The 20,821-nt window shown below is 64.8% G+C and carries 19 protein-coding genes and 1 pseudogene; 8 read left to right on the plus strand and 12 right to left on the minus strand.

Features of this window, described 5'->3' with window-relative positions; genetic code table 11:
- Positions 1-198: 198 nt before the first annotated feature.
- Entirely contained in the window at positions 199-831 is a 633-nt protein-coding gene (locus tag OXU42_14780) for a class I SAM-dependent methyltransferase (GenBank protein ID MDE0030655.1), read from the minus strand.
- Between the two features lie 30 nt (positions 832-861).
- Complete coding sequence (locus tag OXU42_14785; protein MDE0030656.1) at positions 862-2,355, minus strand: amidase family protein; 1,494 nt, start codon at positions 2,353-2,355, stop codon at positions 862-864.
- Positions 2,356-2,509: 154 nt separating this feature from the next.
- On the opposite strand from OXU42_14785, the gene OXU42_14790 reads away from it, so the two are divergent.
- From OXU42_14790 to OXU42_14800, 3 genes are all read left to right on the plus strand, one after another.
- Entirely contained in the window at positions 2,510-3,322 is an 813-nt protein-coding gene (locus tag OXU42_14790) for an alpha/beta hydrolase (GenBank protein ID MDE0030657.1), read from the plus strand.
- Between the two features lie 14 nt (positions 3,323-3,336).
- A complete protein-coding gene (locus tag OXU42_14795) occupies positions 3,337-4,782 on the plus strand; it encodes an MFS transporter (GenBank protein MDE0030658.1) in 1,446 nt (481 codons plus the stop codon).
- Positions 4,783-4,860: 78 nt separating this feature from the next.
- Entirely contained in the window at positions 4,861-5,205 is a 345-nt protein-coding gene (locus tag OXU42_14800; protein ID MDE0030659.1) for a RidA family protein, read from the plus strand.
- Between the two features lie 216 nt (positions 5,206-5,421).
- Here OXU42_14800 and OXU42_14805 read toward each other — a convergent pair.
- From OXU42_14805 to OXU42_14820, 4 genes and pseudogenes are all read right to left on the minus strand, one after another.
- Positions 5,422-6,078: pseudogene (locus tag OXU42_14805) on the minus strand (SOS response-associated peptidase).
- A gap of 174 nt (positions 6,079-6,252) precedes the next feature.
- Positions 6,253-6,555, minus strand: coding sequence for a DUF2442 domain-containing protein (locus OXU42_14810; GenBank protein MDE0030660.1), 303 nt, complete (start codon positions 6,553-6,555; stop codon positions 6,253-6,255).
- 11 nt (positions 6,556-6,566) lie between these two features.
- Positions 6,567-6,836 (minus strand): DUF4160 domain-containing protein, encoded by a 270-nt coding sequence (locus OXU42_14815; protein MDE0030661.1) that lies wholly within the window; start codon positions 6,834-6,836, stop codon positions 6,567-6,569.
- Positions 6,829-7,080, minus strand: coding sequence for a hypothetical protein (locus OXU42_14820; GenBank protein MDE0030662.1), 252 nt, complete (start codon positions 7,078-7,080; stop codon positions 6,829-6,831). The genes OXU42_14815 and OXU42_14820 overlap by 8 nt, the downstream gene beginning before the upstream one ends.
- A gap of 519 nt (positions 7,081-7,599) precedes the next feature.
- Here OXU42_14820 and OXU42_14825 point away from each other — a divergent pair.
- Positions 7,600-8,112, plus strand: coding sequence for a hypothetical protein (locus OXU42_14825; protein ID MDE0030663.1), 513 nt, complete (start codon positions 7,600-7,602; stop codon positions 8,110-8,112).
- Between the two features lie 376 nt (positions 8,113-8,488).
- On the opposite strand, the gene OXU42_14830 is transcribed toward OXU42_14825, so the two are convergent.
- Entirely contained in the window at positions 8,489-9,010 is a 522-nt protein-coding gene (locus OXU42_14830; protein MDE0030664.1) for a hypothetical protein, read from the minus strand.
- Positions 9,011-9,175: 165 nt separating this feature from the next.
- Positions 9,176-9,445: a hypothetical protein gene (locus OXU42_14835; GenBank protein ID MDE0030665.1), complete on the minus strand. Its 270-nt coding sequence runs from the start codon at positions 9,443-9,445 to the stop codon at positions 9,176-9,178.
- 167 nt (positions 9,446-9,612) lie between these two features.
- On the opposite strand from OXU42_14835, the gene OXU42_14840 reads away from it, so the two are divergent.
- The 4 genes from OXU42_14840 to OXU42_14855 all read left to right on the plus strand — a co-directional run bounded on the left by OXU42_14840 (position 9,613) and on the right by OXU42_14855 (position 13,417).
- Positions 9,613-10,803, plus strand: coding sequence for an amidohydrolase family protein (locus tag OXU42_14840; protein MDE0030666.1), 1,191 nt, complete (start codon positions 9,613-9,615; stop codon positions 10,801-10,803).
- An 869-nt stretch (positions 10,804-11,672) separates the two neighbouring features.
- The gene (locus tag OXU42_14845; GenBank protein MDE0030667.1) at positions 11,673-12,263 is read left to right on the plus strand and encodes a hypothetical protein; all 591 of its coding nucleotides are present in this window, start codon (positions 11,673-11,675) and stop codon (positions 12,261-12,263) included.
- Positions 12,263-13,267, plus strand: a complete 1,005-nt coding sequence (locus OXU42_14850) for a hypothetical protein (GenBank protein ID MDE0030668.1) — start codon at positions 12,263-12,265, stop codon at positions 13,265-13,267. The genes OXU42_14845 and OXU42_14850 overlap by 1 nt, the downstream gene beginning before the upstream one ends.
- Before the next feature lie 27 nt (positions 13,268-13,294).
- Positions 13,295-13,417, plus strand: a complete 123-nt coding sequence (locus OXU42_14855; protein ID MDE0030669.1) for a hypothetical protein — start codon at positions 13,295-13,297, stop codon at positions 13,415-13,417.
- Positions 13,418-13,504: 87 nt separating this feature from the next.
- Here the strand turns inward: OXU42_14855 and OXU42_14860 are convergent, their stop codons facing one another.
- From OXU42_14860 to OXU42_14875, 4 genes are all read right to left on the minus strand, one after another.
- Positions 13,505-15,184 carry a hydantoinase B/oxoprolinase family protein gene (locus OXU42_14860; GenBank protein ID MDE0030670.1) on the minus strand — a complete coding sequence of 560 codons (1,680 nt, stop codon included), beginning with the start codon at positions 15,182-15,184 and terminating at the stop codon, positions 13,505-13,507.
- Complete coding sequence (locus OXU42_14865; protein ID MDE0030671.1) at positions 15,174-17,255, minus strand: hydantoinase/oxoprolinase family protein; 2,082 nt, start codon at positions 17,253-17,255, stop codon at positions 15,174-15,176. The genes OXU42_14860 and OXU42_14865 overlap by 11 nt, the downstream gene beginning before the upstream one ends.
- A 163-nt stretch (positions 17,256-17,418) precedes the next feature.
- Positions 17,419-18,423 (minus strand): YhdH/YhfP family quinone oxidoreductase, encoded by a 1,005-nt coding sequence (locus OXU42_14870; protein MDE0030672.1) that lies wholly within the window; start codon positions 18,421-18,423, stop codon positions 17,419-17,421.
- Positions 18,424-18,461: 38 nt separating this feature from the next.
- A complete protein-coding gene (locus OXU42_14875) occupies positions 18,462-20,759 on the minus strand; it encodes a xanthine dehydrogenase family protein molybdopterin-binding subunit (protein MDE0030673.1) in 2,298 nt (765 codons plus the stop codon).
- Positions 20,760-20,821: the final 62 nt, after the last annotated feature.

Genomic DNA, 20,821 nt, shown 5'->3' on the forward strand with positions numbered 1-20,821 from the left:
AATGCGTGTATTGAGACCGGACATGATCGTTCTACCTCCTTCGAATAGCCCCTGTGTTTTGTCCCTTATACCGTTCCCGGCCGCCGTACATCAAGGGTTATCAAGGGTTTCCCGACCGGTTCTCCGTTGGTGGACGGTCCCGAACGGCGGATCGCCCGACGCCGCGATGCCGGGAGCCGGCGGGCCTGAAACCGACCCTTACAGCACCTGGTACGCCCATATCTGGTGGAATACCTCGGGCTCGCCCTTGGGCATGGGCTGGTAAGGCTCCCCCTCCTCCACCAGCCGCCACTTGCCGTCGGCCTCCAACGCCGACTGCTTCTCCCTGAAGCCGTCCTGCTCGTAGGTGTCCGGACGAAGCGAGAACACGATGTGGCCGCCCGGACGGGTGACGCGCACCAACTCGTCGAACGAGCCGGGCGGCGCATGCCCCACCGTGAACACGCCCACGCTGATGACGCCGTCGAAGTACTTGGGCGGGAAGTCCAGCGGCAAGCCCATCGCCATCTGGTGGAACTCCTTGTAGACGCCCTTGCGGGCGGCCTCGTCCAGCATCCCTTGCGACAGGTCCATGGCCACCAGGAACTCGTAACCCACGTCGTGCAGCAACTCCCCCACGATACCGGTGCCGGCGCCCGCGTCGAGGATACGTCCGTGCCTGGCCACCCGCTTGGCGAAGGCATCCACGGCCTTCCGCGGACTCAACCAGCCGAAGTCGGTATTCAGGTCCCGGTCATAGGACCCGGCCCACTCGTCGTAGCGCTCCTCCAGCTCGGCGTTGCCCTTCGAGGAATAGATCCATTGGATCCGGTTTCCGGTCTTTTCGCTCATGCGGTCTCCCTTCACCCGACAAAGTCTGCCCTACGGCGTGGTCTCCGGCGGCCGCCGATGGTGCGTGGACTGCTCGTACGCATACGCCAGCCGGATCATGAGGCCGTCGTCGTAGGGCCGGCCGAGGAAGCTGACGCCGGCCGGCAACCCATCCGCCGTGAAGCCCGCGGGCACCGTCACCGTGGGCACGTACACCAGGAACGTGTTCAGGTGCGGCGCGCCCTTGTGGTTCACGAAGGGCGGCTTGACGCCGTCGGCGATGAGCGTGGGCTGGTGCTCCACGGCCTTGTGCACGATGGCGTCCAGCCGGTGCTCGGCCATGGTCTTGAGCAGGTGGATCATCAGGTGCTCCCGGGCCAGCAGGTACTCGTAGTGGTCCGCGGGGTCGGAGGTGATGCGCAGGCGCGCCTGCACCCGCTCCGTGAGCTTGGGGTAGTCCGGCGAGGCCATGGCGTCCGCGCGCGTCCGGTACGGCGGATTGGCGCTGCGGGACATGTAGATCCCGAAGGCCCTTTCCCCGGCGGTGGGATCGGCGCAGCGCTTGGCCAGCAGTTCGTTCAACCGCGCCAGCTCCACCGGTTCCACCACCTCGGCGCCGGCCGCTCGCAAATTCTCCACCGCGTTGTCGAAGATCCCGGTGATGCTCTTGAAGTCGCCGGCCTCGGGATCGGTGTTGTAGCCCATGGGCTCGCGCAGGACGCCGATCCTCGCGCCGCGCAGGCCGTCCGCGTCCAGGAAGTCCGTGTAGCTCGGCGGCACGTGGCCGAAGCCCCGGGAGGTGATCGGGTCCTCGCCGTCGTAGCCCACCATCACGTCCAGCAGGGTGGCCATGTCCCGGACCGTGCGCGCCATGGGCCCAAGCGACCCGGCTTCCTGGGGCCAGCCGGAGTAGACGCCGGCGCGGCTCACCAGCCCGGCGGTGGGACGCATGCCGGCGATGCAGTTCCAGGTGGAAGGCCGGCGGATGGACGCCAGTCCCTCCTGGCCCACGCCCACGGCGCCGAAGTTGGCGGACACCGCCGCCCCGGAGCCCCCCGACGAGCCGCCCACGGTGCGCTCCACGTCGTAGGGATTGCGGGTGGAGCCGAACAGCGAGCCGTGGGTGTCGCCCGCCCCCAGTTCGCCCAGGGTGGTCTTGGCCAGCACGATGGCGCCGGCCTCCTTGAGCTTCTCCACCACCCGGCAGTCCCGGTCCGGGTAGTAGTCCTTGAACAGCAGCGAGCCGAGAGTGGTGGGCGTCCCCTTGAGGTCCGCCTGGTCCTTCATCACCACCGGGATGCCGTGGAGCGGCCCGGTCTTGCCCGAGCCCTTGAAGGCCGCGTCCAGCCGGTCCGCCTCATCGAGGGCCGCGGGGTTCACCGTGATGACGGAATTGATCCGCGGACCCCCGCGGTCATAGGCGTCGATGCGGTCGATGTACGCCTGGACCAGTTGGCGCGCGGTCAGGGTGCCCGCGGCGTAGGCGGCGTGGATGTCCGCGATGGTGGCTTCCGGCACCGTGAACGAGTCTGCGTTTGCACTCATGCGATCCTCCGTCGGCAAGACGCTGCCGACCATTCGAGTCGGTTTGGTCACAACCAGCCTAAACGTGTATCACTAACTCTTGGCCTGTAACAGGATGTGCTGACGTCATGGGTTACGAACAGGCTATTGAAGATCCAAGGTCTTGGAGGAAATCATGGCTGACGACCCCCGTAGCGGTTTCACCGAGGTGCAAGGCATCCGCATGCACTACCGGGAGTGGGGCGACCCCGCGGCCCCGGACCTGCTGCTGGTGCACGGCTGGACCAACTACAGCCTGGGCTGGGCGGGCGTGGCCGAGCACTTCGCCGGGCGCTACCACGTGGTGGCGCCGGATCTGCGGGGACACGGCGAGTCGGACAAGCCCGTCACGGGCTACCGCCTGCGCGACTTCGCCGAGGACGTGCACCAGCTCATCGCCAACCTGAAGCTCGATCGCCCGGCCTACGCCGGCCACTCCTGGGGCGGCAACATCGGCACCATGCTGGCGGCGGACCATCCCGAGGACATCTCCCGCGCCTTCCTGGAGGACCCGGTGTACTGGCGCATGCAGCACGCCTTCGTCACCGCCCTCCCCGGCGCGCTGGCGCGGCTCGCGCGCCCCGAGGAGGAGATCCGCGCCGAGGCCCGAAAGAACGGCCTCTCGCCGGAACAGGAGGACTGGGAGGTCTACCGCAACCGCCACTTCTCGCCCCACGCCCTGACCCGGCTCCTCACCGACAACCGCGACTGGGCGCTGGCGTCCGAGGAGCGCCTGCGGCGCATCCAGGTGCCGACGCTGATCCTGGTGGGGGACGCCACGGTGTCGCCGCAACCGGGCGCCATTCTCGCCCAGGAGCTGGGCCATCTCCAGAGCATCGCCTCGCCGCAGGTGGTCTTCGAGTTCTGGGAAGGCGTGGGCCACATGATGCGCGGCACCCGGCCCGACGCCTACAACGAACGGCTGGAACAGTGGCTGGCGGGAAGCTGAGGTAGCGGTTTCCCTTGCCCGACTCGACACCACCACCGATCCGGATCTGGTCGAACCCGACCCTGCTCATCGCCGGGTTCAGCGGCCTGCTGGCGTCCCTCGATACTTCGGTCAACATCGCTTTCCCGGCCATCACCGACGCGTTCGGCATCAACCTGATGTCCATCCAATGGGTGGTGGTGAGCTACGTGCTGACCCACGCCAGCCTGCTGCTCGGTTGCGGGCGTTTGGCGGACATCTTCGGCCACTGGCGCATCCTCACCATCGGCCTCCTGATCAGCACCGTGGCGTTCGCCGTATGCGGCTTCGCCCAGACCTTTGCCTGGCTGCTCATGGGGCGGATACTCCAGGGGGTGGGAGTGGCGCTGGTTTTCGGCTCGGCCCCGGCGCTGGTGACACTGGCCGTCAGCGGCGCGGAACGCGGGCGGGCGCTTGGCTTCTACCAGATGAACACGGCCACGGGGTACGCCATGGGGCCGCTTCTGGGCGGCGTGCTGGTGGACGCCTTCGGCTGGCGCGGCGTCTACCTTTACCGGGCGCTGCCCGCCCTGCTCATCGCATGGCTCACTTCCGGCCGCGTCCAATCCGGGCAACGGGCGACCTCCGGCGAGCGGTTCGACCTTCTCGGCGCAGTGACCCTGACCCTGAGCGCCGGCGCTCTTCTGCTGGCCATGACCCGGAGCCGCGACCTCGGCTGGACGGCGCCGGAGGTGATCGTGCTCGCGCTGGTCGGCGTGGTCAGCCTGGCGGTCTTCCTCGTCACCGAAAAACGGGTGGCCGCGCCGGTCGTCAACCTCGACCTGTTCCGCCGGCCGGCCTTCACCCTCGCCAACCTGCTCAACCTGGCGGCCAACGCCACCCGGTTCCCCATCGGCCTGCTGGTCCCCTACTATGCCGTGAACATCCTGGGCTTCCGGGGGATTCTGGTCGGCCTGCTCCTCTTCGCGCCCGCGGTCATGACCATTGTCGCCGCCGCCTTCGCCGGCCGCCTGTCCGACCGCATCGGCACCGGCGGCCTGAGCTCCGCCGGCCTGGCCGTCCAGTCCGTGGGCCTGTGGCTGGGCAGCGGCCTCGACGCAAGCTCCGACTACCCCACCGCCGCCCTGTCCCTGTGCCTCGTGGGACTCGGCCTAGGCACCTTCCAGGTGCCCAACATGAGCTTCGTCATGGGCGCCATCCCCCGCGAGCACCAGGGCGTCGCCGGCAGCATCAACCAGATGATGCGCACCGCCGGCATCGTCTTCGGCGTCACCGGAGCCAGCCTGCTGTTCGAACGCTGGCGCGTCTCCCACGCCGACCTGGGAGAGGTGGACGCCTTCGTGACCGCCTTCCAGCTCGTGTTCCTGACCGCCGCGGTGCTGTGCGGCCTGGCCGCGGCCGCGTCGCTGTTCCGCCGTGGCGGGAAGAGGCAGGACCGCACCGGGCAGGACAAGGCGGACGCGGAATCATCGGGTGCGTAGGCGTCCCTGACAAAATCTGATAGCGTTTCGCGATCCGGGGGTTTCCCCGAAATTCACTCGCACGGAGGTCACAGCCCAATGAGCATTGAACGAATCAGACCGCAGGTTTGGAACAGCCGCGCCGTGGTGCACGGCGATCTGGTGTACCTGTCCGGCCTGGTGGCGGACGACAAGTCCCTGTCCACGAAAGGCCAGACGGAACAGGTGCTGGCCAAGATCGACGACGTCCTCGCCGCCGCTGGCACCAATAAGTCCCGCATCCTTACGTCCACCGTCTATCTCGCCGACATCGACGCCAAGGACGAGATGAACGAAGCCTGGATGGCCTGGATCGACAAGGACAACCTCCCGGCCCGGGCCGCCATCGGCGTGGACCTCACCCCGGGCACCCAGGTGGAGATCATGGTCTGCGCGGCAAAGTAGGGTACGGCGAACGTACCGCGTCCCCTTCAAGGGTGGTTGGCGTGCAACTTATCCGGCATCCGGGTTCCGTGCCGGACGACGTGCGGCAGACAAATCCAGGGCACCCGTGATGTCCTTGCCGTCGTCAAAGTCCGCGTCGAAGATCGTTGCCTTCACTCCTGTGCGATCTTCGTGCGAATGCCGGTCCTTGAGCAGGGCTTGCACCTCGTCGGGTGCAATGCACTCCAGGGAGTCGTTCACCGGCGAGTTCACAGCTCGTGAGACACAGTACCCATCCATCAACTCGGCGGGATAGGGTTTCAGCAACGCCGACAGGTCCGTAAGGTCCGTGTTGGCGGGATCGAGCCACTTGGCTTCGTCCTCCGGCAGCAGGATGACCGGCATCCGGTTGTGGACCGGCTCCAGGAGGCTGTTGGGGCTGGTGGTGACGATGGTGAACGAATGGAGCGGGGTGCCGTCGGGCCGAAGCCAGCGGTCCCAGAGGCCGGCGAAGGCGAAGGGCTCGCCGCTTCGCAGCGTGAAGCGCATGGGGGTCCGGACGCGGCCTTCCCTGCGCCACTCGTAGAAGCCGTCGGCCGGCACCAGGCAGCGCCGCCTCGGCAAGAGCCCCCGGAAGGCCGGCCGTTGTGGGAGGGTTTCGGCGCGGGCATTGATGATGGGTTTGGCGGCATCCTTGGCGTGATAGGGCACGAGGCCCCAGTGCATCACCCGCAGCGTGCGGGTGTCCGGGGTTTTCGGATTGACGCCCACCACCGGCGCGTCCTGGCTCGGCGCCAGGTTGTACCGGGGCGCCAGATCGAAGTCCGGATCGTCGATGCCGAAGCGTTCCATTAAGTCCTGCAACTTTGCCGTCTGGGTGTACCTACCGCACATGGTGATGACCGTTGTCTATTTTGTCTTGGTTTTCGCTGCGTTAGATTTCACAACTCGAAGTTCACCGCCACGGTTGTGGCCCAAATCCCAAGGGCCGTGGGTGAGGGATCGATGGGAAGTGTGACCGCCATCGAGTCGTTCCGGGTGACACACCGGAACGGACGTAGCGGAGCGTCAATGCCTTGCACTCGCGAGCGACCAACGCTCGACCAACTTTTTTAGTTCTGGAAGTTGGATAGGCCAGTCGTGCAGGGTGGCGGGGTCGAAGTCGGCGCCGTTCGGCCAGATCAGAGTATGGACTTCCGGATCGATTCGGACTTGGTTGAAAAGGGACGGATCACGAAGGGGACCGAACAGTTCGCCCTCCAATACGGCCTGGAAGTCTATGACCTGTTCCGTCTTGTCGTCAAACCGAATGCGAAGCGTGTACGGCGCTTCAACTTCAAAGGAAATCACACGATAGATGGGGTGACTCATGGGCTCCTCCCTCATTGAAGAGGGTCAATTTTCAGGAGCATCCGCCCTGATTGCAACCGTCGCCAGTCGGCCAGCAATTCCTCGTGATGCAATTCCGCCCAAGCCTCGACCAGACGCTGCTGTCGCCTTGGCAATTGTCCCGCAATCAACTCAATGGTGTCAATGGCGTACACAGCGACGGCATCCTGGTGGTAGGCGTGGAAGTGGGGACGGTTATGAATACCGAGAGGCTCAACGTACATGCGTATGATGATGCCGAAAAATCGGCAGATCTCAGGCATCCGATTCCTCTGGAGTCATTTCCGACTGAGACAAGACTTTCTTGATCCGCTGCCGCAGCGAGCGAATCTCCACGACATAGCGGCCGCTGCTCGACGAAGCCACGATGTAGTCTCCAAACCGGCCATGCTTCGGTTCGAGCGCGCGCACCTCGTCGATCTCGGTCCGACCGCGCCACTCCCGCCGCCGGACCTCGTCCTCATCCGTCGAAAGGCAGCCTCGAAACGTCGGCGGCCGCTCGTTCACCGCGCGTCCTGCTTTCTCCCGTGACCGTTCCATGAGCCTCTTCTTACCGATTCGTCCGTGGTCCGTGAAGTCCCGTCGGTCCTTGGGAGCCTGCACCGCAGGACGGAGCGGGTGTAGGGCGGGTTTCAAGCCCGGATGGGCTCCGTGTACGTTTCAGGGAGACGGTGGGCTGTCGCTTCCGATTTCCGGGACCACTTCACTCCGAGTGGAACGCCTCCTCTATGATCCGCCGCGTCGCAAGCTTCTCCAGTTCGCCCCTCTGTCCGCACGCGACAGCCGTCCTTCGATCAGATCCGAAAGGGATTTGCGCGTCCGCATCGATCCCGGTACTCTCTTCGCCGTGGGTGCCTCCTTGTCGGGCTCGGACTCTACCGGTGCCGGTTGGCGTACCCCTACCGAGGATGCACCAATCTTCCAGCAAGTTTAGGACTCCACCAGAAGGGGGTAGACGGCTTCACCGACGACCACCTTCGCGAGGCAGTACGCGAATTGATGCGCGGCCAACCCCAAGAGGATGAAATGGGACGCAAGGTTTCAAAGGCAATCTTGGAGCAGCACGAACTGGAGGAATGCCAAGTCGCCTACTGGGATACGCTGAGTGATGACCAGCAGGAGATCTACTTCAGTCAGGCCCACTACGAGAGCCGCAACGCTGTGTACTACGAGAACATGTACGTGAAGCTCGGACAGCGCGGGCACAACGGGCGCGGTTCGGTGCTGGCGGATGCCGTCGAGAAAGCTTACCAGGACAGCCCCGAGTACAAAGCGAAGGTCGCCAAGATTAACGCTGAGCGCAAGGCTGCCTATGACAACGAAAGGCTTACCTGCATCAAGTGCGGGAAGGAGCATCCGCGACAGAAGGGCGTTCAGTTCGGCGGCGCCGAGTCAATGTGCCTTCCGTGCGCCATCGCGCACAGTAAGCCGGGTACTCTGATGGGCGACATGTACCGGGAAGAATGGGAGCGGGTGCGGGGAGTATCGGAGAACCCGCCAGCGCCGGGGTCAGATCGTCCGATCCGACGTGGCGAGTGAAGCTGGTCCCGGACGTCTCCCGCCCTGGACCGGCTGGCGAGCTTGCATACAAGTTGCATAGCATTCCGTAGAATCTGTCGACTTCTTGACCATGAATCGCAACGAGTTTCTCCGAAAAATCGACCAAATCAACGTTTGGAAGAGCGGCGAAAAACGTGCGCCTCATAAACCTCTGCTGCTCCTGCTGGGACTCGGGCGCGTTCTCAACGGCGAGGACCGGCTCGCGTCCTACGGGAATGACATAGAGCCCGAACTCGGACAGCTTCTGCAACGGTTCGGCCCACCTCGCAAAGCACTGCACCCCGAGTTCCCCTTCAGCCGCCTGAGTGCGGACGGCCTGTGGGACATCCCCGGGAGCGATCTTTTGACGGTCACTTCAAGCGGGGATTTTTCCGTCCAGGAGTTGCGGAGCCGCAACGTTGAGGGCGGATTCCCTGAATCGGCCTACCTCATGCTCCGTAATGCACCCGAACTGGTCCGGGAAGCCACTCAGAAGCTCTTGGACGGTCATTTCCCCGAGTCCCTGCACGACGACATCCGGGAAGCCGTTGGCATCCCTCGGACTTAAGAAATGCACGATTCCCCCGCCCAGCCACGCGACCCCGCCTTCCGACGCGAAGTCCTGCGCGAGTACGAGCACCGTTGTGCAGTCTGCAACTTCGACGTGCAGCTCGGGGATGTCCGGATTGGTGTCGAAGCTGCCCACATTAAGTGGCATGCGTACGGCGGCCCCGACGAAGTACCGAATGGGTTGGCCTTGTGCTGGCTCCACCACAAGGCTTTCGACCGCGGAGCACTCGGTCTCGCGGCCGTCGGCAAAGGCTTCAAGGTCCTCGTTTCCAGTGAGGTCAGTGGCGTCACGCCTCCGCGTCACTGGTTCTTGGACTTCCACGACCAAGAGTTACGACCGCCTCGCAACCGCCACCTCGACCCCAAACGCGAGTTCGTAAGCTGGCACCAACGCGAGGTCTTTCGCAAACCAGCGCTTCCATGACGGTTGCCTTCGCAAGTTTTCTGGATTGGGAATGCTCACCGCAACGGAAACCGAAAGCTGTTCCGCGACTCAAGCGTCTTCCTGCCCCCCATGCAAAAGATAATCCGCCGCGACGCATTCTAATGTCGTATCCAGATCCGCCGGTGTCCCTGCAGTCGACCGAGCGAAGTTGCCGATGGCGTCGTGCAGGGCCTCCTTGTCCCGTTCGGCCAGCCACACTTCGATGGCTTGCCTGACCAGCACCGCCCTGGACTGTCCTGAGCGCTCCGGTTCGGCCTTGAGGCGCGGATCGATGTCCGTTGGGAGAAGAACGTGCTGAGAGTGGCGGAGTGCAGCCATGACAATAAACTATGCCATTGGTCTATCGCCGGAACAATGCCCTCGGGCACCGGCTGCCTTCCGTCTCCAGCGTTCGCGCCGACGCTAATCGCCAGAGAGGCCCGGCAAGGTTGCCAAGGCCGCCCAAGGACGCTAACAACTTACTGATTCCCCCAGGAGGACCGCCCGTGATCATCGACTGCGATACCCACATAATGCCCGAGGACGCCTTTGACTATGTGCCCGAGGAGTTCCGCGACAAGGCGCCCTTCCCCGTGTACAGCGAAGAGGGCCTGCTCATCGACATGGAGTTCCCCGGCGGGCCGCCCGAGGTCCACGGCGTCACGCCGCTGGGCGCGCCGGGCTCCGGCGCCAAGATGAAGGGGCTCGTGGACCTGCAGGTGCGGCTCGACGAGATGCCCGTGCTCGGCGTGGACCAACAGTTCGTGTTGCCGCAGTTCTCCGGCTGGTGGACCTACATGATCGAGCCGGAGCTGGCCTCGGCCATTGCCCGCTCCTACAACCTCTCCAACCTGCGCATGATGGAGCGCCACGACTGCCTCGTGGGCGTGGCCATCGTGCAACTCCAGGACGTGCCCGCCGCCATCCGCGAGATGGAGTGGGCGCAGAAGGAGGGGTTTTGCGCGGTGGTGCTGGACAAGGTCTTCCCGGTGCAGGACCACCCCTACGGCGAGAGCCTCGGCAGCCACAAGGAGCTGTGGCCGTTCTTCGCGCGGGCCGAGGAAATGGAGATGCCCATCTTCCTGCACAACATCCAGCACGGCCACCGCATCAGCAACCTGCCCAACTTCCAGAAGGACGGCCTCTACCTCTTCGCGCCCCAGGAGGGGCAGGTGAGCCTGGTGTCGCTGGTGACCAGCGGCTTGCTGGACGATTTCCCCGGCCTCCAGTTCATCTTCACCGAGGCGGGCACCGGTTTCATCCGGCCCCTGGTGGAAAGGCTCGACGCGGCCTTCGCCGGCCCACCCGTCGACTACGATGGGGATGCCGATGCCGACGTCATGCGCGGGGTGAAGGCCAAGTTGCGCCGCCACCGGGCGTTCTACGGCCCCGAGGTGTTCCTGGAGAAGAACAAGCAGCCGGCCAGCCACTACTTCCGCAACAACTTCTACTTCACCATCGAGACCGAGGAAGCCGCGTTGCCCGACGCCATCGACTTCCTGGGAGCCGAGCGCTTCCTCTTCGCCACCGACTACCCACACGACGACCCCGGCGGCAGCATGAAGTTCCGCGACGTCCAGCTCCTGGCCGTCAACAAGAACATCTCGGAAGAGACCAAAGAACTCATCCGCCACGGCAACGCGGAGCGGTTGTTCAAGCTGGACAGGGGGGCGAAGCGAGCGACTATTGATCGGTAGGGGAGGCAACACAAGGCGCACGACCACGTTGGCTTCGCCACAACGTGGCGCTGACTTGTCAGCCCCCACACAAAGGACTAATCTAACGATACGTGAAAACATCGACGGACCGATGTTTCATTAGGACCACGCAACAATTTGCGCAAGCCGATAACATGACCGGGCCACAGTATCCCCTTTTCCCTAAACCGGTATCACCTACCGAAATTCCGTCTGCACGCTTGCCGACAAACACGACCACCAGCCGTCATCCTGTACACCGTTGGTTCAACTTCATTGCCGGCTTCTCACCAGAGTTTGTACACGCCGCCCTCCGCACGCAATCTCGACCACTGGGACCAGACACAAGGTTACTTGATCCTTTCTCTGGTTGCGGAACCGCACCGTTAGCAGCACGCCTCCTCGGTTTGTCCGCCGTCGGCTACGACCCTCATCCGTTTTTCGCGACCATAAGCGAAGCGAAGGCGAATAGCCCCACGTATTGGGCAGATCTGCCGTCCATTCACGCTGCCCTTAGTGAGGGGATCTCCCAACCGTCTCCAAACCACCTTACCATTCCCAGCCCGGTCTCTACTTTCCTTCACAAACTGTTCCGAACCGAGGACCTTATTGCACTATTGTCCGCGCGTCAGCGGCTAGTCGAGAGTAGTCTTGGTACACACCCCCTTGCCGTCCTCATGTTATCCCGTATTCTGGATCACAGCTGCACCGCAGCTACCGACGGGATCTACAAGGCACCTACCTCGCACAAAAGGGCTTTGTCCCCAATCGACGCTCTTCGGAGAGTATCCGCCACTCTGTCTGACGACACGCACGAGGCCCGACTAACCGGCGGACCAGTACGAATTTACGACAAGTCATCTTCCAAGATGGACGAGCTCGACGATCAATCGGTCGATCTCGTCGTGACATCCCCGCCCTATTTGAACAATTTTGACTTTGCCGAAATGACTCGTATGTACATTTACTTCTGGGGACTTGCCTCCTCTTGGCGCGAAATCACCGAGCGCATAAGACGTCGGCTGATCGTCAACACTACCACCGCGTTGACAGGGCAAAAAGACCGTCAAGAAGCATATAGAGATACCCTTCCCCGCCACGTTCGTCATCATGCGGATATTTGTGTCCGCGCTCTGGCTGACCAACGCAAAGTCAAGGCTGGTCGAAAAGAGTACTATCTACTCGTATATCCCTACCTGAGTCAGATGCAAGACGTCTTAAAAGAGACCCTGCGTGTCATGAAACCCGGTGGCGTTTTTCATATGATGATCGCCGATGCAGCTCTTTACGGTGTGCACCTCCCGACTCCTCATTGGCTTGCTGACATCATGACGGCCTGCGGATTTGCCAACGTGCAGTGCGAAATGATAAGGGCGCGAGGACATCGATGGATTCTAACGAAACGGGATGGTTCAGCGAAGGGATTAGGTGAGTATTACATTTCCGCGAGGGCGGAGTAGTGGCAACTCTCTATCAGCTCGCAGATGCCGAAATGCGAGCGTGTATCGCTGACTACTTGGCCCTTGCTGCGGACACCAACGGGTTCACGGCTATCTCAGAGGAAGCCATTCGTACCCCTCGCAAGGCCGTAATACTACTCGCAGGGCTAAATTCGCCTATAGATGACACTACTCCCGATACGGTCATTCAAGAATACCAAAGACGCAAGGCCATCCAAATAGACATCGAAGCCGGAATCACTGCCGGAGTCTACAGCAATATCCGCGACGCCGGCGTCGCGTACCTTGACGAGGTCAAGGTAGCAACCAACGGTTTCCGGAGCTGGTCGCCTGAATTCATCAGAGCCAATCCTCACACCCTACCCTTGCTTCAACATCTATCTGGGATCTTTAGCAAGTCAGCATTGAGGAGGCAGGTTGGAAGTGTATCAGACACCAACATCTCGCGTCCTGCTGCGGTCCGTTTGGCCGCTTTGCTGAAGGAAAGAGTCATCCCTGGACAGGTTCGAGAAGGAGAAATTCTTCAGCGTCTGGAATCGACGCTGGAAGGAATCGTCCGCGATCTTGTAGGGCGTGTGATGCTTGAATCTATTGTCGAAAGCGCCCTTGGTGGGGCAAATGTTCCTTACAAACGCGAAACTGAATATTCACAACTCGCTGGAGTGATATATGATCACCGGGCTGACTTTATTGTTCCAGATGAAATCACGCCACGAGCATTTATTGAAGTCAGAAAATCCTCGCCTCGCCACGCCTCCCTTTACGCGAAGGACAAGATGTTTTCGGCTATCAACTGGAAGGGCCGCCATCAAGACATTTTAGCCGTACTCGTCGTTGACGGTGACTGGACAACGGAAACACTCAAGGTGATGGCTAAAGTGTTTGACTATGTAGTTCCTCTCCGTCACGTCAACGATTTGGCCGTCACGATTGGCGAGTATCTCGAGGGAAACACCACTAAACTCAAGTGGCTTATTGACTTTCGCGTTACTCCCATACGGTAGCACGAAAAGCCACCGTTAGTTGGTTAGGTGGACACTAGCCACAAGGTCCCGGACATTCACCTCTATGCCGTCAAGAAGAGCCTCTCCGAAGAGACCAAGGAATTCATCCGCCACCGCAACGCCGAGCAACTGTTCAAGCTGGCCGCCTGAGGGCGAGCCCGCTGAAAAGCAGGGGCCTCCGAAGAGGCCCCGCACCCTGCGGTCGAAACCGCAAGGGGTATCGACATCAATTTACCCTCAACCCTCCGCGTCGCCAAGCCCGTACACCTCCCCCGCCTGCTCCCGCGACACGTACCCATCCTCCACATCCTGCCGCACCAGCTCGGCGGGGCGTTCCCTGGGGTCGCCGTAGCCGCCGCCGCCGCTGCGGTAGATGGCTAGCCTGGCGCCGGCGCGTAGCGGGCGGCTTTCCAGGATGTCGGCGTCGGAGGGGTCCTCGCCGGGGTTCTGGATGGTGGTCCGGGAGGTGGGCGGGCGGCCGCCGCCGTTGAGGCCCCAGGAGGCCTCACGGTGGTTGGCGGAGCGGATGGTGAGCATGCAGTCGGTGAGGAACTCGTACTCGCGGATGAAGCCCGTGCCGCCGCGCCAGCGTCCGGCGCCGGCGGAGTCCTGCCAGAGCTCGTAGCGGCGCACGGCGACGGGGTACTCGGTCTCCAGGATCTCCACCGGCGTGCCGGGGGCGAAGTGGTTGACCGGCATCACGATGGCCGCGCCGTCGTGGTCGCTGGTGCCTCCCAGCGAGGTGATCATGATCTCGTACTGTACGGTGGGACGGCCCGCCGAGCGGCTCTGCTTGTAGCCCACGGCGATGGCGCCGGTGCCGAGGCCGGAGGGGGCCACCGCACGGTTCGGGTTGAACTTGCCGATGGCGGCGAGGACGCAGTTGTAGACCAAGTGCGAGGTCGGGAAGTAGTGGTTGACGGTGGCCGGGAACTGCGGGCTGATGATGAGTCCCGGCGGTATGTTGAAGTCCACGGCCTCGAACGCGCCCGCGTTCATCGGGATGCTCGGGTCCGAGGCCGCGAGCACCGCCTGCGTCGAGACCGCCCGGGCCGTGACCCGCGTGGTGTTCATGGGTCCGGGGGCCTGAGGGTCGGTACCGGAGAAATCGAGGGTCAACCGGTCCCCGGCCTTGATGGCGCGCACGTGGATGCGCACCGGCTTCGACCGGTCCACGCCGTCGTGGTCGAGGAACCCCTCGGCCTCGAACTCCCCGTCCGGCCAGGAGGCGATTTCGGCCCGCACCCGCGCGGTCGTGCGCGTCATCAGCTCGTCGATGGTGCCCAGCAGGGTTTCCGCGCCATACTCCTCCAGCAGTTCCTGGAACCGGATCGCCCCTAGTCTCGTGGCGCCGGCCTGTCCGCGCAGGTCGCCGAGCACCACGTCCGGGATGCGGCTGTTGTTGCGCAGGATCGCCTCCACCTCGGGCAGGACGCCCTCGGCGGTGGTGAAACGCACCGGCGGCAGCAGGATGCCGTCGTGGAAGATCTCGCGCGCGCCCGCGCCGCTCGAGCCCGGCACCAGCCCGCCGACGTCCGCCTTGTGGGCCACGCTCACCCCGAACGCGACCACCTTGCCTTCGTGAAAGGCGGGCGTCACCACCACCATGTCGGGGACATGGCTGTTGCCCGCCTTGTAGGGATCGTTGGAAACGAACGAGTCCCCCTCCCGCATCTTCTCCGCCGGGTAGCGCTCCAAGACGCCGGTCACCGCCTGCGTGTACAGCAGGGAATGGTACTGCAGGCCGCCGCCCACCATGATCACGCGTCCGGTGCCGTCGGTCAGCCCGGCGGTGCCGTCCTGCGATTCCCGCAGGATCGGCGAGTAGCCGCTGTGGAACAGCGCGTGCGCCATGGACGCGGTGATCTCCCGCAGCCGGCTCATCACGACTTCGCTGGTGATCGGGTCAAGAGCCATCGTTTCCCCCCCTCTCGATCACGAGGTTGCCGAACGCATCGACCGTGGCATGCTGCGACTCGGGCACCACCGTGGTGGCGTCGAGCTGCTCGATCACGGCGGGCCCGTCGATGCGGTTGCCGGCCAGCAGCCGCCCACGGTCCAGCACCGCCGCCTCCACGAACTCTTCACGCTTCAGGTCGAAGAGCGGCCTGCGCCCGATGACGGCGTGTTCGACGCCGGCGTCCCCGGTTTCCAGGGGCGGCGGCGCGAGCCGCGGCACCGCGATCTCCGCCAGCAGCCGGAACGTGACGATCTCGGCGTCCTCGTCCCTGGCGCTCAGCCCGTACACCTTGCCGTGAAGTTCGTCGAAGGCCGCCTTGAGCCCGGCCTTGTCCGCCTCCATGATCTCGCGGTCCGGGCAGTCAACCGAAAGCTCGTACCCCTGGTGCAGGTAGCGCATGTCCACCTGGCGCCGGAACACCGCGTCCGACAGCTCGAAGTGCTCTTCCCTGATGTCCTCCACCGCCCGCTGACGCAACTCCTCGAAACGCTGGTTCATGCGCGCGGGATCGTAGTCGCTCACCAGGCCGAGATCCGATACCAGGTAGAGATGGCGCACCTGGGTCTGGAGCAGCCCCAGAGCGCTGTTGAGACCAGGATTCGGCGGCACCAGCACCGCGGGGATCCGGAGCTCCTCCGCCAGCACGCCGGCGTGCAGCGGACCGGCGCCGCCGAAGGCTACCAGCACGAAGCCGCGCGGGTCGACGCCGCGGAACTGCAGCGCCAGCCTCAGCTCCACCGCCATGTTGTTGTTGACGATCCTGAGGATCCCGGCCGCCGCCTGCACCACGTCGAGACCGAGGGGCTCGGCCAGGCTCGCGCGCACGGCCGCCTCGGCGCAGGACCGGTCCAGCCGCAGCCGCCCGCCCAGGGCGCTGCTGTCCCCCAGGGCGCCCAGCAGCAGGTTGGCGTCGGTGACCGTCGGAAGCTCGCCGCCCCGGCCGTAGCAGGCCGGCCCGGGGTCGGCGCCGGCACTTCGGGGCCCCACCTTCATGAGTCCGTCCTTGCCGATCCAGGCGATGGTGCCGCCGCCCGCGCCCAGGGTGTGGACGGCCAGCATGGGCGTGGCGAGGTCCTGTCCGGCGATCCGCCCGGCGGTGGTCTCCTCGGAGCGCCCGTCGCGGATCACGCTGATGTCCGTGGAGGTGCCGCCCATGTCGAAGGTGACGAGGTTCCGCCGTCCCAGGCGCCCGGCCAGCTCGATGCCCGACACCACCCCGGCCGCCGGGCCCGAGAGCAGCGTCTGGTTGGGATAGCGGGCGCCGACGTTCATGCGCATCAGCCCGCCGTTGGACTGCATGAGGAAGATCTGCGGCGTCTCGATGCCGGCGCCGCGCAGCCGGTCCACGAGCCGCAGCAGGTAGGTCTCCATGGACCTGCCCACGAACGCGTCGATGACCGTGGTGGAGAGCCGCGGATACTCGCGGATGGTGGGCAGGATGCGCGACGACACGGACACGCGCCATTCCGGCGCCATCTCGGCGACGATGGCCGCGGTGCGTTCCTCGTGCTCGGAGTTCCGGAAGCTGAACAGGAAGTTGACGGCCACCGCCTCGACTTCCTTCTCCTTCAGGCTCGCCACCGCGCGCCGGACGTCGTCCTCGTCGAGCGGCGTCCGCACGTTGCCGAGATAGTCGAGGCGCTCGGTGATCTCTTCGGTGAGCGCTTGGGGCGCCAGCAGCGCGGGTTTGACGTAGAAGGGATCCGCCAGGTCCTCGGGCGCCGGCTGCGACCAGCCGCGCCCCTCGTACACCGCCCGGAAGCCGCGGGTGATGAGCAGGCCCGTGCGCGCGCCCTTGCTTTCCAGGATGGCGTTGGTGGCCACCGTGGTGCCGTGAACCAGGAACTCGATGCCACCCGGGTCGACTCCGGACTGGAACAACTCATCGAGGGCGTTCATCACCGCGGCCGACGGATCCGCCGGCTGCGAAGGGACCTTGGCGATGCGCCGTTCACCCGTGTTCGGATCGAACGCGATCAGGTCGGTGAAGGAGCCTCCGGTATCGATGCCGACCATCCACGATGCCATGGCGATCTCCCGGGATTCTGGTTATCGGCGGTCAGCGCTCAACATGGCGTCCTTCGACTTCGCTACGCTACGCTCAGGACGAACGGTGTTGGGGATATTCTTCCGTTCGTCCTGAGCTTGTCGAAGGGCTCAGGACAGGCGAAGTCGAAGGACGCCATGTTCTTCAGCGCGACAGGTCCACCACCACGCGGCCGCGCACGCCGCCCTTGAGAATGCTCTCGATGTGGCCGTCCAGTTCGTCCAGGGAGCAGTCGATGGTGACGGCGTCGAGGTTCGGGAGCTTCCACTCGCCGGCCATTTTCTGCCACAGGGTGGCGCGAATGTCCGCGGGACAGTCCGGCGTGGCCACCCCGACCAGGCGCACGTCCCGCAGGATGAACGGGAAGACCGTGGTGTTCAGCTCCACCGAGGCCACGTTGCCGCAGCAGGTGACCACGCCGCCGTACTTCGACGCCTTGATGGCGGTGGCGAGAATGTTGCCGCCCACGGTGTCCACTACCCCGGCCCACACGCCTCGGAGCAACGGACGCCCCGACTGGTCGTCCGCGTCCTCCCGCGAGATCACGTCGGCCGCGCCCAGGCCCGTGAGGAACTCCTTCTCCGACTCCTTGCCGGTGGACGCCACCACCCGATAGCCCGCCTGGGCGAGGATGGCCACGGCCAGGCAACCGACGCCGCCGGTGGCGCCGGTGACCAGCACGTCGCCGGATTCGGGCGTGACCCCGCCCTCCTGGAGCCGCAGCACGCACAGGGCCGCGGTGAAGCCCGCGGTGCCGTACACCATGCTCTCCTTGAGGCTGAGCCCGTCCGGCCGCTTCACCGCCCACGCGGCCGGCACGCGCACGTACTCGGCAAAGCCCCCGTCGGTGTTGGCGCCCAGATCGAACCCCGTCAGCACCACGTCGTCGCCCTTGGCGAAGTCGCCCGCGGCGCTCTCCACCACGGTGCCCGCGGCGTCGATGCCGGGAGTGTGCGGGAAGTTGCGGGTCACCCCCTTGTTGCCGGACGCGGACAGCGCGTCCTTGTAGTTCAGCGAAGAATAGGCCACCGAAACCAGAAGGTCGCCTTCCGGCAGGTCGTCCGCCGACCTCTCCGTGATGGCGCGGGAAAAGGTTTTATCCTCGTTCTCGCTGACGACCATGGCTCGAAACCGCGTCGGGTCTGACATAATACGCTCCTAAGTGCCTAAAGTTCCGTACGGGCTCCTTAGCCCGCGCTCTCCTTCTCCCGCAGCCGCTGCCACACCTTGGGGGGCGACAGCGGCAGGTCGCAGATGCGCACGCCCACGGCGTCTTCCACGGCCGCGGCGATGGCGGACGCGGCCGGCAGCACGCCGCCCTCGCCCATGCCCTTGGCGCCGAACGGGCCGGGGCCGTTGCCGCTCTCCACCAGCTCCGAGATGAAGTCCTCCGGCAGGTCGTGGAAGTTGGGCACGCGGTAGTCGATGAGGTTGGGGTTCAGGGGTTGCCCGTCCTCGTACACCATGTCTTCCAGCAGCGTGTGCCCGATGGCGAACACCACGCCGCCCTCGTCCTGGCCCTCGCACTGCAAGGGGTTGATGGCCCGGCCCACGTCGGCCATGGACACGTACTTGAGAATGCGAATCACGCCCGTTTCCGGGTCCACCTCCAGCTCCACGCCGCCCCAGCCCACCTCCCAGAAGGTGGTGGGGGAGCCCAGCACCGCGGTCTTGCTCTTCTTGTCCTGGTAGACGCCGCGGCCGACGATCTCGGTGGCGGAGCTGCCGTAGTAGCCGGCGATGACCTGGCTGTAGGGCACGCCGCGTCCCTTGGCCGGGCGAACCTGCCCGCCCTTGAGCGTCAGATCGGCCGCTTTCGCTCCCATGACCTTGGCCGCGGCCTTGAGCAACTGCTTCTTCACGTCCTGGGCGGCCCGCTGGGTGGCGAGGCCCATGACCGTCATGGAGCTGCTGGCGCTGGTGGAGACGTCGAAGGGGGTCACGTCGGTGTCCAACTGGGCCACGGACACCTGCTCCAGCTCGATGCCCAGCTCCTCCGCCACCACCTGGCTCAGGGCCGTGCGGCAGCCCTGCCCGACTTCCACCGTGCCGGTGAGCAGCACGGCGCTGCCGTCCGACGACATCTTCACGGTGGCGCCGGCCACCTTGTAGGTGCCGCCGGCGTCCTTCAGGCACACGCTGAGCCCCTTGCCCACGTTGGGCGCGGTCGGCTTCTTCCAGTCCAGCGTCCGCGCCACCTTGCGCAGCCCCTGCTTGAGGTCGCAGTCCACCGGCGTGTCGCCGGGGGTGTAGGGCTCGCCCTTCTCCAGCAGGTTCTTGAGGCGGAAGTCCAGCGGGTCCATGCCGAGCCGCCTGGCGATCATGTCCATCTGCGACTCGTAGGCCCACGCCACCTGCACCGCGCCGAAACCCCGGAACGCTCCCGCCGGCACCGTGTTGCTGTAGACCCCGTGGGCGTCGATCTTGACGTTGGCCACGCGGTACGGCCCCACCGCCCGGTAGCCCGCCTTCTGGGTCACCCGTGGGCCGGCGTCGGCGTAGGCTCCGGTGTCCATGTAAACTTCCAGCTCCCGCGCCACCATCTCGCCCTTCCTGGTGACGCCGGTCTTGATGCGGATGCGCGCGGGATGGCGCGTCACCGTCTTGAAGCTGTCGTTGGCGCTCATGGCCAGCTTGACCGGGCGGCGGTTCCGCACCGACAGCGCCGCGGCGATGGGGTCGGCCTTGACGTAGAGCTTGCCGCCGTAGCCGCCGCCAACATAGGGCACCACCACCCGCACCCGGTTGAGCGGCAGCTTGAAGATCCCCGCCAGGTGCCCCCTGAGCGTGAACGGGTCCTGGCACGAGCTCCACACCGTCAGGCGCTCGCCGTCGTAATTGGCGACGCAGATGTGCGGCTCCAGCGAGTAGTGCTGCACCTTGGAGAAGCGGAAGACGTCCTCGAAGACGTGGTCGGACTTGGCGAAGCCCTGCTCCACGTTGCCGCGGGAGTAGCCGAAGTAGTAGCACACGTTGGTGCCCTTGAACCGTTCCGGCGCGCCGTAGGTGGAGCCCCGCAACTCGGCCTTGGCCACGTCGCCCTCGTGCACCTGCGGAGCCCCCGGCGCGAGCGCGTCGTCCACGTTGTCCGTGAACGGCAGTTCCTCGTACTCCACGTCGATGAGCGCCAGGGCCTCCTCGGCCACCAGCTCGTCCGCCGACAGCACCGCCGCCACCGGGTCGCCGACGTAGCGGACCTTGTCCACCGCCACCACAGCCTGGTCCTTGTAGGTGGCCCCGTACATGTAGTTGAGGCCGCCCAACTCGTCCCGGGTGAGCACGTCGATGACCCCGGGCAGCGCCCGCGCCTTGGCCGCGTCCACCTTGAGCAGGCGCGCATGCGGCAGGGGACTCCGCAGGATCTTGGCGTAGGCCATCCCCGGAAGCTCCATGTCGCCGGTATAGAACGCCGACCCCGAAACCTTCTCCACCGCGTCCACGCGCATCGAGTTGCGCCCGGCCACTGACAGTCGTTGTTTTCTCATAGGTTGTCTCCGCACACCTTCTTAACCGAAGTTCCGGGGGCAGGCAATGCGGGACGGCGCCC

The organism is Deltaproteobacteria bacterium (assembly GCA_028818775.1).
GTDB lineage: Bacteria > Desulfobacterota > Binatia > UBA9968 > JAJDTQ01 > JAJDTQ01.

Coding starts and splice junctions, on each gene's coding strand:
- OXU42_14780 (MDE0030655.1), bottom strand. CDS start 831: ATGAGCGAAAAGACCGGAAACCGGATCCAATGGATCTATTCCTCGAAG.
- OXU42_14785 (MDE0030656.1), bottom strand. CDS start 2,355: ATGAGTGCAAACGCAGACTCGTTCACGGTGCCGGAAGCCACCATCGCG.
- OXU42_14790 (MDE0030657.1), top strand. CDS start 2,510: ATGGCTGACGACCCCCGTAGCGGTTTCACCGAGGTGCAAGGCATCCGC.
- OXU42_14800 (MDE0030659.1), top strand. CDS start 4,861: ATGAGCATTGAACGAATCAGACCGCAGGTTTGGAACAGCCGCGCCGTG.
- OXU42_14810 (MDE0030660.1), bottom strand. CDS start 6,555: ATGAGTCACCCCATCTATCGTGTGATTTCCTTTGAAGTTGAAGCGCCG.
- OXU42_14815 (MDE0030661.1), bottom strand. CDS start 6,836: ATGCCTGAGATCTGCCGATTTTTCGGCATCATCATACGCATGTACGTT.
- OXU42_14825 (MDE0030663.1), top strand. CDS start 7,600: ATGGGACGCAAGGTTTCAAAGGCAATCTTGGAGCAGCACGAACTGGAG.
- OXU42_14835 (MDE0030665.1), bottom strand. CDS start 9,445: ATGGCTGCACTCCGCCACTCTCAGCACGTTCTTCTCCCAACGGACATC.
- OXU42_14845 (MDE0030667.1), top strand. CDS start 11,673: ATGGACGAGCTCGACGATCAATCGGTCGATCTCGTCGTGACATCCCCG.
- OXU42_14860 (MDE0030670.1), bottom strand. CDS start 15,184: ATGGCTCTTGACCCGATCACCAGCGAAGTCGTGATGAGCCGGCTGCGG.
- OXU42_14865 (MDE0030671.1), bottom strand. CDS start 17,255: ATGGCATCGTGGATGGTCGGCATCGATACCGGAGGCTCCTTCACCGAC.
- OXU42_14870 (MDE0030672.1), bottom strand. CDS start 18,423: ATGTCAGACCCGACGCGGTTTCGAGCCATGGTCGTCAGCGAGAACGAG.
- OXU42_14875 (MDE0030673.1), bottom strand. CDS start 20,759: ATGAGAAAACAACGACTGTCAGTGGCCGGGCGCAACTCGATGCGCGTG.